The organism is Marinobacter sp. DY40_1A1, from assembly GCF_016597815.1.
Classification (GTDB): Bacteria; Pseudomonadota; Gammaproteobacteria; order Pseudomonadales; family Oleiphilaceae; genus Marinobacter; species Marinobacter xiaoshiensis.
Window position 1 is genome coordinate 876,202 of sequence record NZ_VCHA01000001.1, and the last position, 15,322, is coordinate 891,523.

At 52.4% G+C, this 15,322-nt stretch carries 12 protein-coding genes; 9 read left to right on the forward strand and 3 right to left on the reverse strand.

Features of this window, described 5'->3' with window-relative positions:
- Positions 1–9 precede the first annotated feature (9 nt).
- The 6 genes from tig (at position 10) to FFI61_RS04060 (ending at position 8,633) form a co-directional block, all read left to right on the forward strand.
- Positions 10–1,314, forward strand: coding sequence for a trigger factor (gene tig / locus FFI61_RS04035; protein ID WP_200201018.1), 1,305 nt, complete (start codon positions 10–12; stop codon positions 1,312–1,314).
- 187 nt (positions 1,315–1,501) lie between these two features.
- Positions 1,502–2,137: an ATP-dependent Clp endopeptidase proteolytic subunit ClpP gene (gene clpP / locus FFI61_RS04040; protein WP_200201303.1), complete on the forward strand. Its 636-nt coding sequence runs from the start codon at positions 1,502–1,504 to the stop codon at positions 2,135–2,137.
- Positions 2,138–2,217: 80 nt separating this feature from the next.
- Positions 2,218–3,501: an ATP-dependent Clp protease ATP-binding subunit ClpX gene (gene clpX / locus FFI61_RS04045; protein ID WP_200201017.1), complete on the forward strand. Its 1,284-nt coding sequence runs from the start codon at positions 2,218–2,220 to the stop codon at positions 3,499–3,501.
- Positions 3,502–3,687: 186 nt separating this feature from the next.
- Positions 3,688–6,105 carry an endopeptidase La gene (gene lon, locus FFI61_RS04050; protein ID WP_200201016.1) on the forward strand — a complete coding sequence of 806 codons (2,418 nt, stop codon included), beginning with the start codon at positions 3,688–3,690 and terminating at the stop codon, positions 6,103–6,105.
- A 238-nt stretch (positions 6,106–6,343) separates the two neighbouring features.
- Entirely contained in the window at positions 6,344–6,616 is a 273-nt protein-coding gene (locus FFI61_RS04055; protein WP_200201015.1) for an HU family DNA-binding protein, read from the forward strand.
- A 163-nt stretch (positions 6,617–6,779) separates the two neighbouring features.
- Positions 6,780–8,633 (forward strand): SurA N-terminal domain-containing protein, encoded by a 1,854-nt coding sequence (locus FFI61_RS04060; RefSeq protein WP_200369359.1) that lies wholly within the window; start codon positions 6,780–6,782, stop codon positions 8,631–8,633.
- Positions 8,634–8,707: 74 nt separating this feature from the next.
- On the opposite strand, the gene hexR is transcribed toward FFI61_RS04060, so the two are convergent.
- On the reverse strand, positions 8,708–9,586 hold the full coding sequence (gene hexR / locus FFI61_RS04065) for a transcriptional regulator HexR (protein WP_200201013.1): 879 nt from the start codon (positions 9,584–9,586) through the stop codon (positions 8,708–8,710).
- A gap of 211 nt (positions 9,587–9,797) precedes the next feature.
- On the opposite strand from hexR, the gene zwf reads away from it, so the two are divergent.
- The 3 genes from zwf to FFI61_RS04080 are packed head-to-tail and all read left to right on the forward strand — an operon-like array spanning position 9,798 to position 12,669.
- The gene (zwf, locus tag FFI61_RS04070) at positions 9,798–11,273 is read left to right on the forward strand and encodes a glucose-6-phosphate dehydrogenase (protein ID WP_200201012.1); all 1,476 of its coding nucleotides are present in this window, start codon (positions 9,798–9,800) and stop codon (positions 11,271–11,273) included.
- Positions 11,260–11,979 (forward strand): 6-phosphogluconolactonase, encoded by a 720-nt coding sequence (gene pgl / locus FFI61_RS04075; RefSeq protein ID WP_227714581.1) that lies wholly within the window; start codon positions 11,260–11,262, stop codon positions 11,977–11,979. The genes zwf and pgl overlap by 14 nt, the downstream gene beginning before the upstream one ends.
- Before the next feature lie 39 nt (positions 11,980–12,018).
- Complete coding sequence (locus FFI61_RS04080) at positions 12,019–12,669, forward strand: bifunctional 4-hydroxy-2-oxoglutarate aldolase/2-dehydro-3-deoxy-phosphogluconate aldolase (RefSeq protein ID WP_200369360.1); 651 nt, start codon at positions 12,019–12,021, stop codon at positions 12,667–12,669.
- Here the strand turns inward: FFI61_RS04080 and pyk are convergent.
- Positions 12,662–14,110, reverse strand: a complete 1,449-nt coding sequence (pyk, locus tag FFI61_RS04085) for a pyruvate kinase (protein ID WP_200369361.1) — start codon at positions 14,108–14,110, stop codon at positions 12,662–12,664. The genes FFI61_RS04080 and pyk overlap by 8 nt on opposite strands.
- Positions 14,111–14,177: 67 nt before the next feature.
- Entirely contained in the window at positions 14,178–15,182 is a 1,005-nt protein-coding gene (gene gap, locus FFI61_RS04090) for a type I glyceraldehyde-3-phosphate dehydrogenase (protein ID WP_200369362.1), read from the reverse strand.
- Between the last annotated feature and the right edge of the window lie 140 nt (positions 15,183–15,322).

A 15,322-nucleotide genomic window follows, 5' to 3' on the forward strand; every position in this document is an offset into this window, starting at 1 on the left:
GGATCTTCCATGCAAGTGTCTGTAGAAACGACCTCCAACATCGAGCGTCGCATGACGATTGGTGTGCCCGCCCAGGAAATTGAACAGGCGGTTCAGAAACGCCTGCAGGAAACTGCGCGTACAGTGCGCCTGAATGGTTTCCGTCCAGGGAAGGTGCCCATGAGCGTGGTCAAGCGTCGTTTCGGTGACAGCGTTCGCCAGGAAATCGTTGGCGAAATCATGCGCGATAACTACATCAAGGCCTTGCAGGAGCAGGATATTAATCCGGCTGGCTGGCCCAAGCTTGAGCCAAAAACCATGGAAGCGGGTAAGGACCTCGAGTTTGTTGCCATTTTCGAAGTGCTTCCTGAAATTGAACTGGGTGACCTGAGCAAAGTCTCAATCGAGAAGATGACCTCTGAAATCACCGACAAGGATATCGACACTATGGTCGATAACCTGCGTCGTCAGCAGGCCACTATGAAGTCCGTAAAGCGTAAGTCCAAGAACAAGGACGTGCTGACTATCGATTTCAAAGGTTTCATCGACGGTGAAGAGTTTGATGGTGGCGCGGCGGAAGGCCATAAGCTGACCCTGGGTTCTGACCAGATGATTCCTGGCTTCGAGAAAGCCATCGTTGGCGGTAAGGCCGGTGAAGAGCTTGAGATCGAAGTGACGTTCCCTGAGGACTACCACAACGAAGATTTAAAAGGTAAGCCTGCGAAGTTTGAAATCAAGATTCATGAGGTTGAAGAGCCTCAGCTGCCTGAGCTGAATGCCGAGTTCTTTACCAAGTTTGGTATCGAGGCGGAAGACGAAGCTGCATTCCGTGAAGAAGTTAAAAAGAACATGGAGCGCGAGCTGAAACAGGCTGTGTCCAACAAGGTCAAGAATGACGTAGTAGATGGGCTGCTTGAATCAACCGAGTTTGATATTCCGGCCGCACTGACCGATCAGGAAATCGATCGCTTGCGTCAGGATGCTGTCCAGCGCTTTGGCGGACAGGTTGATTTCCAGCAGCTGCCCAAGGAAATTTTCCAGGAGCAGGCGGAGCGTCGTGTGAAGACCGGTCTGTTGTTCCAGGAAGTTGTAAAGGCAAACGACCTGAAAGTCGATGCGGCCAAGGTTGACGAAAAGATCCAGGAAATCGCGTCAACGTATGAACAACCAGATGAAGTCATTGCGCACTTCAACGGTAATCCGGAGCAGAAGAGCCAGATCGAATCTTCAGTTCTGGAAGACCAGGTTGTTGACTATGTTCTCTCTCAGGCTAATGTCAAAGAGAAGAAGGTCAAGTACGAAGAAGCCATTCAGGCAGGGCAGCCCCAGCGCTGAGGTTGGCGGCGTAACAGCACCGGAGCCGGAAATGCTTCTGGCTCCTCGCTGGCCGAATGAAATTAACAGCCGGCATGTCCGGCTGTTTTCATCTAGGCTTGAGGCTGGCAAAGTAACAGACGCAAAAGCTGAAGATGCTGTGGTTTTAAGCCACGCCCCATTTATCCATAAGGAGTTCAGGCGAATCATGATGCAGAAACCAATCGATGGTCTCGCAATGGATACCAGGTCCGCCCTGGTGCCGATGGTTATCGAGCAGACCGCCCGTGGGGAACGCTCGTTTGATATTTACTCTCGTCTGCTAAAGGAACGGGTGATCTTCATGGTTGGGCAGGTGGAAGACCACATGGCTAACCTGATCGTGGCGCAACTTCTGTTCCTGGAATCTGAAAACCCGGATAAAGACATCCATCTGTACATCAACAGCCCCGGTGGCTCTGTGACAGCTGGCATGTCAATTTACGATACCATGCAGTTTATCAAGCCAGATGTTTCAACTCTTTGTGTAGGCCAGGCTGCGAGTATGGGCGCTTTCCTTCTTGCGGGTGGCGCTGCAGGTAAGCGTGCATGCCTACCCAATTCCCGAGTCATGATTCATCAGCCTCTGGGAGGCTATCAGGGCCAGGCGACAGATATCGAAATACATACCCGCGAGATTCTGAAAATCCGGCATACACTTAATTCCATACTGGCTCATCACACAGGCCAGGATCTGGAAACCATCGCCCGGGACACAGATCGCGATAACTTTATGGATCCGACACAGGCTAAAGAGTACGGGTTGATAGACTCGATACTTGATAAGCGCGTGCCGAATAAATAATACTGGCAGTAATTGCATCACCCTGGCCGGCGTTTGCTGTTTATCTGGCGCGCCGGCAAAACGAGATCAGAGGTATTTCAATGGCAGATGAAAGAAACGGCAGAGGCGACGATAACGGCAAGTTGCTCTACTGCTCGTTTTGTGGAAAGAGCCAGCATGAAGTCCGTAAGCTCATTGCAGGGCCTTCGGTGTTCATCTGCGACGAGTGTGTCGACCTGTGCAACGATATTATCCGTGAAGAAATTCAGGAAAACGCACAGGAGGAGCCGAGTGATCGCCTTCCGACGCCGGCTGAAATCCGCAATACGCTTGATGAATATGTCATTGGCCAGGATCGAGCCAAGGTTGTACTCGCGGTAGCGGTTTATAACCACTACAAGCGCCTTCGTTATGGTGAAGGCAAAGGCGATGTGGAGCTTGGCAAAAGTAACATTCTGCTGATTGGCCCTACGGGTAGCGGTAAAACATTGCTGGCGGAAACGCTGGCACGCATGCTTAATGTTCCCTTTACCATTGCCGATGCCACAACGCTTACGGAAGCGGGCTACGTGGGTGAAGACGTTGAGAATATCATCCAGAAATTGCTTCAGAAGTGCGATTACGATGTGGACAAGGCCCAGCGCGGCATTGTCTATATTGATGAAATCGACAAGATTTCACGCAAGTCTGATAATCCCTCCATTACCCGTGATGTGTCGGGCGAAGGCGTTCAGCAGGCTTTGCTGAAGCTGATAGAGGGCACGGTTGCCTCTGTGCCGCCCCAGGGTGGCCGCAAACATCCACAGCAGGAGTTCTTGCAGGTCGATACCAGCAACATGCTGTTTATCTGCGGTGGCGCCTTTGCAGGCCTGGATAAAGTCATCCGTGACCGTACTGAAAAAAGTAGCATCGGTTTCTCGGCAGCGGTTGCCAGTCGGGAAGAGACTAAAAATACCGGTGATGTGATCAAGCACGTCGAAACAGAGGATCTGGTCAAATACGGCCTGATTCCCGAGTTTGTAGGGCGCTTGCCTGTCATAGCTACCTTGACAGAGCTGGATGAAGAAGCACTTGTGCAGATTCTCACAGAGCCGAAAAACTCTCTGACCAAGCAGTATCAAAAGCTGTTTGACATGGAGGGCGTGGAGCTGGATTTCCGGGATGACGCACTGCGCGCGGTTGCGAGCAAGGCTCTGGAGCGTAAAACGGGCGCCCGGGGTCTCAGATCTATCATGGAAGCTACGTTGCTCGACACCATGTATCAGATTCCTTCGGAGCACGATATCTCCAAGGTTGTGATTGATGAAAGCGTGATCAAGGGCGATTCCGAGCCCTTCAAGATCTACGCGAATAATGATCATGCCAAAGCCGTACCTGATGATTGACCAGATCTGCAGGGCCGGGTTGATCAAACAACCTGAAGAAATCTGAAAAAGGGGCGGAAACGCCCCTTTTTTAATGGTTTGTATCAACAGGCATAGTGTTGTGCTGTTTGGTAAAAAGATTGCAATTTCAGAGGTCGCCCCAATGAAGGGTGGTATGCTGAATGAAACACAGTCAGAGGATTCCTTATGACCCGGATACCCCAAGATATCGTGCAAGACTACCCGCTGCTTCCCCTTAGGGACGTAGTGGTGTTTCCGCACATGGTGGTCCCCCTGTTTGTGGGCCGCGAGAAATCCATCCAGGCTCTTGAAGCCGCAATGGAAGGGAGCAAGGAAATCCTCCTGGTGGCCCAGCGAGATGCTTCCACCGATGAGCCTGGCCCCGATGACGTCTTTGAAATGGGTACGCTGGCAACCGTATTGCAAATGCTGCGTCTCCCGGATGGTACCGTGAAAGTACTGGTTGAGGGCAACGCCCGGGCCGCTATCAGTAACGTTTCAGAAGCCGAGTATTTATCCGGTGGCGCTACGCTGCTCGAGGAAGAGAGTCTTCCTGAGCGCGAAGAAGACGTACTTATGAAGACCCTCACAGAAGAGTTTGAAAAGTACGTAAAGCTGTCCCGGAAAGTGCCTTCAGAGGTCTCCAGCGCCCTGACGGGTATCGAAGAGCTGGAGCGTCTTGCCGACACCATGGCGGCTCATCTGGAAATGCGTATCCCGGAAAAACAGGAACTGCTCGAAGCCCTCGATATTCGCCTCCGTGTAGAGCTTCTGCTTGGCAAGCTGGATGGCGAAATTGATCTTATTGAAGTTGAAAAGCGCATTCGCGGCCGCGTAAAAAAGCAAATGGAGCGCAGTCAGCGCGAGTATTACCTCAATGAGCAGATGAAGGCTATCCAGAAAGAAATGGGTAACCTTGGAGAGGGCAATAACGATTTTGAGGAGCTTGAGCAGAAGCTTGAAGAGGCAGGGCTGCCGGAAGAGGCTCGCAAAAAGACAGAATCGGAGCTGAATAAGCTGAAAATGATGTCGCCCATGTCTGCTGAGGCTACAGTAGTACGTGGCTATATCGACTGGATGCTGGCAGTACCCTGGAAAAAGCGCAGTCGGGTGCGTCACGACATTGAAAAAGCGCGGGAGATTCTTGATCAGGATCACTACGGCCTTGAAGAGGTCAAGAAGCGCATTCTTGAATACCTCGCAGTGCAGAGCCGCGTGAAAAAGGTAAAGGGGCCTGTGCTTTGTCTGGTGGGCCCTCCTGGTGTTGGTAAGACCTCCCTTGGGCAGTCCATCGCCCGTGCCACCAACCGCAAGTACACGCGAATGGCCTTGGGTGGTGTGCGGGATGAAGCCGAAATTCGCGGCCACCGCAAAACTTACATAGGCGCATTGCCGGGTAAGTTGCTGCAAAAACTGGCCAAAGTCGGTGTTAAAAACCCTCTGTTCCTGTTTGACGAAATTGACAAGATGGGTATGGATCACCGTGGCGACCCGGCGTCGGCATTGCTGGAAGTGCTGGATCCGGAGCAGAATCACACGTTTAACGATCATTATCTGGAAGTGGACTACGACCTTTCCGATGTCATGTTCGTGTGTACCTCCAACTCCATGAACATCCCTTCTGCATTGCTTGACCGCATGGAAGTTATCCGGATTCCGGGTTACACCGAGGATGAAAAGGTCAACATTGCGCTGCGCTACCTGTTGCCCAAGCAGATCAAAGCCAACGGATTGCGTAAGGATGAACTCACGCTGCGTGAGGATACCTTGCGAGATATAGTTCGCTATTACACCCGTGAAGCCGGTGTTCGTGGGCTTGAGCGTGAAATTGCCAAGATCTGCCGCAAAGTAGTGCGCGAGCACGTGGAAGCCAACGACAAAGCGGTTATCACGATCGAGCCCGACATGCTTGAGAGCTATTCGGGTGTCCGGAAGTTCAATTATGGGCTGGCGGAAGAAACCAATCAGATAGGTCAGGTGACAGGTCTTGCCTGGACCCAGGTAGGTGGTGAATTACTTACAATTGAGTGTGCTCTCACCCCAGGTAAGGGCCGAGTTGTCAAAACCGGTTCGCTTGGGGATGTGATGCAGGAATCAATCCAGACGGCGCTCACGGTTGTCAGAAGTCGTGCAGCGGGTTTGGGTATTGCAGATGATTTCCATGAAAAACACGATTTGCACGTTCACGTGCCTGAAGGTGCAACGCCCAAAGATGGGCCGAGTGCCGGTATCGGGATGTGCACAGCGTTGGTTTCTGCATTAACCAAAATCCCGGTGCGTGCAGACGTCGCCATGACCGGTGAGATTACTCTTCGCGGTCGGGTTTTGCCTATTGGCGGGCTCAAGGAAAAGCTCCTTGCGGCGCATCGTGGCGGCATCAAGACCATTGTGATTCCTGATGAAAATGTTCGCGATCTCAAAGAGATACCGGATAATATAAAGGAATCGCTGGAGATAATTCCGGTTAAATGGATTGATGAGGTATTGGACATTGCGCTGGCTTATGCACCCGAGCCGCACACGGCCAGTTCGCCGTCAGAAAAGGGCTCAGGTAAACCCCGTGATGACGAAAGTGACAGTGCAGAGCGCATAAATACGCATTAAACCCGACATGAGTTGTTGACACGCCGGAGAACCCATTGGTATAACTGTTTCGCCGTGAAGCAGCCAATACCAAGGGCTCCCGCGCAGTGTGTACCTATTCCAAACACCGGTTGAATGCCGAAAGGAATAAGAAAACCGAAGAATGGAATTCTCCGACCGCTTGTGCGATAGTCGAGAACGTCCAAGAAAAAACAATCCAACCGAGAACATCTTCAACCTGAAAGCGAAGGGGTTTAGTGTGAACAAGTCCGAACTTATCGATGCAATTGCAGAATCAGCAGATATTTCCAAAGCCGCCGCTGGCCGTGCTCTGGACGCAATGACCAACTCTATTACCGGTGCCCTTAAAAGCGGCGATCAGGTAACTCTGATCGGTTTTGGTACATTCTCTGTTAAAGACCGTGCAGCACGCACTGGTCGTAACCCGCAGACGGGTGCCGAGATCAAGATCGCGGCTTCCAAAGTGCCTGGGTTCAAAGCAGGTAAGGCCCTGAAAGACGCCGTTAAGTAACGGTTCTTTCTCCGGTGGCTCCGGTAAAACGGAGTCGCCAAGAAGAATTCAAGGCGCATTCCAACAGGGTGCGCCTTTTTACGTTAAGAGCACCGGCAGCAGATTTTGATAGCGCCGCCAGAATATAAAAACTGCACGACCTTAACAGGGGTTCGGGAGAAACATGCTTCAAGATATACGGGAAAATTCCCAAGGAACGATTGCCAAGATCATCATCGGTCTGTTGGTCGTGTCCCTCTCCATCTGGGGAATGGACGCCATTGTTGGCGGCTTCTCCGGCGAGCCGGAAGTGGCAACAGTTAACGGTGAGGATATTACCGAGCGGGATTTCCTTCGGGTAGTTCAGTTGGAAAGCCAGCGTCGTCTGGCCGCTATGGAGCGTCCTGACCCTGCCTTGCTGAATGAAGATCAGATTCGTAAAGATGTGCTTGATTCGCTGATTCAGGAACAGGTTCTTATCCAGGATGCCGACGCTCAGGGCCTTGCGCTCAGCGATGCCGACATTGATGCCTTGATTACCCAAATGCCCCAGTTTCAGGTAGAAGGGCAATTCAACCGTGATCGTTTTGTGGCTTCTGTGCGCAATCTGGGCATGGGTGTTGGCGAGTTCCGTGAAGCCATGCGCAAGCAGTATGTGGTCAACCAGATTCGTGCGGGTATTATGCAAAGTGGCTTGGTCGCCAACGAGAATGCCGCGCAACTGTTGCGGATTCAGAACCAGACCCGGAGTTTCCGTATTCTTCAGATTCCTGCAACTGCCGTTTCTGGTGATATCGAGATTACAGATGCAGACATAGAATCCTTCTATGAGGGTAACAGTGCCGCATTCCAGCAGCCGGAACAGGTGGATGCTGCATATATAACTTTGTCCCTGGGCTCCATGGCCGAAAAAGTTGAGATTAGCCAGAAAGATCTGGAGGCTTACTACGAGCAGAGGTCCGGCGACCTGGCCCGTGAGGAGCGTCGTGCCTCCCATATTCTGATTGAGGATGGTGCTGATGCCGAGCAGACTCTCGCATCGATCAAAGAGCGCCTGAGGGCTGGTGAGAGCTTTGAGGAGCTGGCGAAAGAATTCTCTGTAGACACCGTTTCTGCGAAGGAAGGTGGTGATCTGGGCTATGCGGGCCGCGGCGTTTATGATGAAGCCTTCGAAGAAGCCTTGTTTTCCCTTGAAAAAGGCGCTGTATCCGATCCAGTGAAAACCACTTTTGGTGTGCATTTGATCCGCCTGGATGATGTTCGTCGGTCAGAAGTTCCATCATTGGCAGAGTTGGAGCAGCAGCTTCGCAGCGAACTTGCCCGTGAGCGTGCGCAGGAAAAGTATGCAGAGGTGCGTGCAGAACTGGCGGATTCAGCCTATGCGGCAGATGATCTTGCCGGCCCTGCGAAGGAGCTGGGGTTAGAGATTCGTGAGGCTACTGGAGTCACCAAAAATGGTGGGCAGGCGCCGTTTGACCACGCAGGGCTCGTTCGCCAGTTGTTCTCGGAAGATGTTCTTGAGGGTGGCTATAACACCGAGCTGATCGATGTGGGTGACAATGTCTCCGTTGTAGCCCGCGTGAGAGAGTACCGTGAAGCCCAGAAGCTCGCTCTGGAAGACGTTCGAGAGGATATACGCAGAACTCTAGAGGCACGCCAAACGCGGAAGCTGCTGAATGAGCGTGCAAATGCCATCATTGCCGGCCTTGAAGAGGGCAAGACGCTGGATGCTTTTGATGTTGGTGACTGGGAGCAATTTGAGGAGCAGGCGCGTAATGCTGCGGGTGTCGATCCGCAGGTTGTACAGGCCGCATTCTCCCTGGCTCGGCCTTCTGAGGAATTGCCAAGTTATGGCTCTGCGATGACTCAGAGCGCAGTTGTTGTAGTCGCTCTGGATGCGGTCAACGAAGGCAGTGCAGAGGACAACAGTGCTGATCTGGATCAACTGCGTACTTTCCTGGCCTCACTGGAAGGTCAGCGTGAATACGCGGCTTACCAGCAGTTCCTGAGAAACACCGCAGAAGTATCCCGACCCTAGGTTGAGGCAGGCAATAAAAAAAACCCGGACAATTTGCCCGGGTTTTTTTATTGCCTGAAACATAGTGGCGGCGTTCAGTCCGGGGTTGACGGAAGTCGCGTCGGCATAAGGCTGTCTTTAATTTTCTTTAGATGCCCAAGAAAGTCTGCGCCACGTTTGAGTGTAACGCCGGTAGCGAGGATATCGATAACGGTAAGATGGATAATTCTGGATGACATGGGCATATACACCTCAATGTCCTCCGGAGCTGTTATTTCCAGCGTGGTTGTGCAAACTTCCGCTAGCGGAGAGTTAGGGGTTGTAATGCCAATAACGGCTGCGCCGTTGTCCCGGGCGATACGGGCAATCTCCACCGTTTCTTTGGTGCGTCCAGTGTAGGAGATCATCACAATGACATCCCCTACACTTGCGCCGGCCGCGACCATTCGTTGCATCAGTGCGTCGTCATAAGACATCACCGGAATGTTAAACCGAAAAAACTTGTGCTGCGCGTCCAGCGCCACTGATGCGGAACCGCCCATGCCGAAAAAGTTAATCTGTTTGGCTTGAATCAGATAATCAATAGCCGTTGCCAAAGCGCGGGGGTCCAGAGCCTGTCGGGCTTTTTCCAGGTTAGCCATGGTACTTAGCATGATTTTGTCGGCAAATTCTGCAACGGTGTCGTCAGGCTCAATGTTCTGGCCTATATAGGGTGTGCCTGTGGCAATGCTCTGTGCAAGGCGGATCTTGAAGTCCGGGAAGCCTGTTGCAGAGAAGCCCCGGCAAAACCGGTTGACGGTGGGCTCGCTGACGTTTGAAGCTCTGGCCAAAGCTGCAATGCTGTAGCGTGTGGCTGCACTGGGATCGCGCAGGATTGCCTCTGCCACCTTACGTTCCGATTTGTTCAGAGTTTCCAGTCTGGACTGGATGACCTCCAGAAGATTGTCGTCACGATGCGCCCGGTTTTCGGCCATCAAAGCTGCTCCCTGAATTCTGGATGAAATTATTTTGAATATTGGGTGATTATACCGAAATTTTAGCGCATTTGGGGTAGTAAACGTATCAATCTCCGGAAAGCCTCTTGGCTTAATTCGGGCCAGATGCCATTATTTAGATAAAATTACTACATTTAAAACAACGGACAGGGCGCTTGTTAATGCCTGACTCACCGGAGAGAAGTGTTTAATGGCCAACAGAATCACTACCCGTTGCGACATAATGCTATTTGGTGCTATGGGTGACTTGGCTCAGCGTAAGCTGTTTCCGGCATTCTACCAGCTTGAAAGAGCCGGGCTGCTGGCCGATGGCAGCAGAATACTTGCGATTGCTCGCAGAGAGCTTGATACGGCAGCGGTTCGTAAGCATTTGATGGAAAGGCTTGAGAAGTATGTGAAGCCAGAGGAGTTTGAGCGCCCGGTAGCTGAAACGTTTCTGCGGCGTGTTGAGTACCAGATTCTGGACTTTCACGATGAGGAGGGATTTGGTGTGCTTAACAGTTGGCGCACCGAGTATGACAATCAGCTCATCGTTTACCTGGCAAGCCCCCCCTCCATGTATGGTGTTATCGCCCGCAATCTCAGTTCTGCCAGTTGCTGTACCGAAAACACCCGCGTGGTGGTTGAGAAGCCCATTGGCCATGACCTTGAATCCTCCCGAGTGATCAACGATGAACTTGGCGCAGTGTATAGCGAGAGCCAGCTGTTTCGGATCGATCACTACCTGGGAAAGGAAACTGTTCAGAACCTGATAGCTTTGCGCTTTGCCAATAATCTGTTTGCTTCCCAGTGGGATCAGAACCATATTTCCCATGTTGAAATAACGGTTGCCGAGAGTGTTGGCATTGAAGGGCGGTGGGGGTACTTTGACAAGGCCGGGCAAATCCGCGACATGATCCAGAATCACATGTTGCAGTTGTTGTGCCTGATTGCCATGGACCCACCTGCTGACTTGTCTGCTGACAGTATCCGTGATGAGAAGGTTAAAGTGCTCAAGGCCCTGCGCTCTATCACTCCGGACATGATGGATACCTGCGTGGTACGGGGCCAATACGCAGCGGGCGCCAGCACCGGAAAGCCGGTTCCGGGTTACTTGGAGGAGGAAGGCGCCAACAACAGGAGCGAAACAGAAACCTTTGTGGCGCTGAAAGTGGAAATCGACAACTGGCGCTGGTCAGGCGTGCCGTTCTATATCCGCACTGGCAAGCGCCTTCCGGAAAAGCTGTCGCAGATTATTATTCACTTCAAACCGGCTCCCCATTACATTTTTGATCCGGACCAGAGGCATCTTGCAAACAATAAGTTGATTATACGGTTGCAGCCAGATGAGGGGATGTCCCTTAAAATTCTCACCAAGGATCAGGGGCTGCATAAAGGCATGCGCCTGCGCCAGGGCCCGCTGGAACTGACGTTCTCAGAAACTTTTGAAGCAGAGCGTATTCCCGACGCTTATGAGCGGCTTCTTTGGGAAGTCATGAAAGGTAACCAGTACCTGTTCGTGCGTCGGGATGAAGTAGAGCATGCGTGGCGCTGGGTTGATCGGATTATCCAGAATTGGAATGACGGTGGTGACCCACCGAAGCGATACGCTTCGGGAACCTGGGGGCCTGTGGCCTCCATTGCAATGATCACGCGGGATGGAAGGAGCTGGTATGAAGATGCCTGAACTGGATTTGCCCCAAGGTATAGAAGCTCGGTTCGGAGCGACGCCTCAGCAAGTTGCAGCGCAGCTTGCCGATACAGTTGCCGGATTCCTGCAAGCTCGCCTTGAAATTGCACCACGTGCGAGCCTGGCAGTTTCTGGTGGCTCCACTCCCTTGCCATTTTTTCAGGCCTTGTCGCACAGGGAGCTGGATTGGGGCAGGGTGGATATATTGCTGGTGGATGAACGCTGGGTTGAAGAAACCGATGACGCCAGCAATACCCGGCTGGTCAAAGCAAACTTGCTGCAGAATAACGCAGCAGCAGCCAGGTTTTTTTCTCTCAAGCAGAAGGGTGATACACCGGAAGACGGCTTGGCCGCAGCTAATGCTGAGCTTGTTAAGCTCACGCGCCCTCTGGATGTACTGATTCTTGGGATGGGCAATGATGGCCATACCGCATCGCTATTTCCTGATGCTCCGGAGCTTGCCCATGCAATGAGCCTGGAAAGCCGGGAAACCTTGGCTGCGATGACGCCATCTTCCCAGGCACATCAGCGCATCACGCTCACCTATGCCTTTATGCATAGGGCTCGTTTTGTTGCGCTGCACCTAAAGGGCGACGACAAACTGGACACCTTGAAGAAAGCACTGAGCGAGCCCAGCCGCATGTTAGCGATGCCCGTTCGTGGATTCCTGAAGCCGGGGCTCCAGGTCTTCTGGAGCCCCTGAGCCTTTCCTGGCCCATCATAAGCCCCTTTGGAGAGAACCATGAACCTTGTGTCCGACTTTCACCGCGACCGCATCAGATCTGTTTTGGCAGCGTCTCAGCTCATGCCGGTGATCACCATCAAGCATCTTGATGATGCGGTGCCGCTTTGTCAGGCGCTCTTTGATGGGGGTATTCGGGTAATGGAAATAACCTTGCGCACGGAGCATGGGGTTGAGGCGATAAAACAGGTACGGGAAGCCCTGCCGGATGCGTGGGTTGGTGCAGGCACCGTCACCTGCGTTGATCAGTACCGCAAAGCTGAAACAGCAGGCGCTCAGTTTGTTGTCACTCCGGGCGTTACAAAAGCGCTTCTGGATTTTGCGTTAACGTCTGAAGCACCTCTTTTGCCGGGTGTTTCAACGGCCTCCGAATTGCTGCTTGGCTATGGCCTGGGTTACCGGGAGTTCAAGTTCTTTCCTGCAGAAGTGGCGGGTGGTCCACGTGCCTTGAAGGCGTTTGGAGGTCCGTTTCCGGATGCGGTTTTTTGCCCAACCGGCGGTGTTCGTCGTGAAACAGCCAAGGATTACCTGGCCTTGGGCAACGTACTCACGGTAGGGGGTAGCTGGCTGACGCCAGAGGATGTTGTAGCCAGGAAGGATTGGGCTCAGGTAACCGAAATTGCCCGAGCCAGTCTCTCTGATATCAGCTGATATCAGAGCCCACCCTGACGATCTTCATGGCATTGGTGCCACCTTGGGCATTTACATAATCACCCTTGGTGATTACCACCAAATCGCCCACATTGACCACTTTTCTATCCAGTAGTTCTGCAATCGCCCGAGCATTGGTTTGCTCTGGGGGAATCGTCTCTGAATCAAATGGAATTGTCTGAACACCGCGGTACATGACAACCCGGTGTTGTGTGGAATGGTGCCTTGAATAGGCAAAAATTGGCAAACTGGACTTTATGCGCGACATCAAACGCGGGGTTGCGCCTGTTTCTGTCATGCAGATGATCGCTGCCACGCCAGTAAGATGGTTGGCGGCATACATGGCCGACAAGGCTACAGCCTCATCTATCTGTTCCATGCTTTCATGCATGCGGTGCTTCGACTGATGCATTGTGGGATGTCTTTCTGCACCCAGACATATGCGTTCCATAGCCTCGACCGCTTCTACCGGGTAATCACCGACGGCAGTTTCTGCGGATAGCATGACCGCGTCTGTGTAATCCATAACGGCGTTTGCAACATCCGACACCTCAGCCCTCGTCGGCATGGGGTTGGTGATCATGGACTCCATCATTTGTGTTGCGGTAATCACCGCACGGTTAAGCACACGGGCTCGTGAGATAATGTGTTTTTGCACGCCCACCAACTCGGCATCGCCAATTTCTACGGCGAGATCGCCCCGCGCCACCATAACGGCATCGGATGCTTCGATCACGGAGTCCAGAGCATCCACATTGTGTGCCAACTCAGCCCGTTCAATTTTTGCAACCAGTCCAGCGGTTGATCCGGCTTCCTTGAGCAGTTTGCGGGCTGTGTGCATATCGTCAGCTGTGCGGACAAATGAGACCGCAACATAATCGGCACCCATGCGGGCTGCTGTGACTATATCCTGTTTGTCTTTTTCGGTAAGCGCATCAGCAGAGAGCCCGCCACCACGCTTGTTCAGGCCTTTGTTGTTCGACAGTGGCCCGCCAATCAGAACTGTTGATGTGATGCTGTGCCCATCAACAGATTTCACTTCCATCTCGATGCGGCCGTCGTCCAGAACCAGTATGTCGCCCGGTTCAACATCGTCGATCAGTTGTTCATAGTCGATACCCACGCGCTCATCCGTGCCGGCTTCTTTGTCCATTGAGGTGTCCAGAACAAATGTTTGCCCAGCCTGCAGGGTGACCTTGTTTTCAGCAAAGCGGGCGATCCGAAGTTTCGGGCCCTGAAGGTCGGCGAGTAAAGCTACGAACCGTCCTTGAGCTGCGGCCGCTTCACGCACCCTGCGGGCACGTTCAAGATGCTCATCCGCGCTGCCATGGGAAAAGTTTAGTCGGGTAACATCGACTCCGGCACGGATGATGGCAGCCAGGGATTCTGGAGAATCTGTGGCAGGGCCTAGGGTGGCGACAATCTTGGTACGCCTGAGCATATATAATGTCCCTTGCTTGTTCGGGTTAATGTTGTTCAAGTTTGTGTTTGTTCCGGAGTGGTCGCCTTTATTGGCTGGCCTCCATCAGTGCGAGAGCATTGTCCAGCATCCGGTTTGAGAATCCCCACTCATTATCGTACCAAGCCATGACTTTTACATGACAGCCAAGAACGCGAGTGTGGTTTGCGTCGAAAATGCTGGATAGGGCATTGTGGTTGAAATCGATGCTGACCAGTTTCTCGACGTTGTAGCCTAGTACCGGATTGGATTCAGCAGCGGCCTTTACCGCAGCATTTACTTCTTCAATGGAGGTTTCCCGGCTTGCGATAAACCCGAAATCGACCAGCGACACGTTGATTGTTGGCACTCGCACTGCCAGGCCGTCAAGCTTTCCATCCAGCTCGGGAATGATTTTCCCGATGGCTGCTGCGGCGCCGGTTTTGGTCGGGATCATCGACTGGGTTGCGGAGCGGGCGCGGTAGAGATCAGTATGGTACACATCGCTTAAATTCTGATCGTTCGTATAAGAATGTATGGTTGTCATTAGCCCGCTTTCGATGCCTATCGCTTTATGTAGCGCATCGGCAACCGGTGCCAGGCAGTTGGTGGTGCAGGACGCACTGGAAATAATAGTGTGCTGTGCCGTGAGTGTGTTGTGGTTTACACCATAAACAATCATGGCATCGGCATCCGAGCTTGGTGCCGAGATAATAACCTTGCGGGCGCCGGCTTTGATGTGGGCTTCTGCCTTATCACGCTTTGTGAATAGTCCGGTGCACTCCAAAACAAGGTCAACATTCAGTTCGCCCCAGGGCAGATCTTCCGGGTTGCGAATGGCGGTGATAGCAATCCGGTCGCCATTTACGCTGATAGATTCGGCATCGTGGCTGACTTCTGCATTAAAACGCCCGTGAACACTGTCATACTTGAGCAGGTGGGCATTGGTTTCCGCGTCGCCAAGGTCGTTGATTGCAACTACATGGAGTCGGTTGCGGTAGTCATTTTCATAAAGTGCGCGGAGGATGTTGCGGCCAATCCGTCCAAAACCATTAATTGCGATACGAATTGTCATATTCTGGATCCTGATCTGGATGTTTTGTTCGATTCTTGCTCGAACTTTGTTGTTAATGTAGTAAATGTAGCAAAATAATGTTCGGTTATGAAAGTCATAGTGATGAATGGCGTAAAAAGAAGGTAAAATTACGTACTATT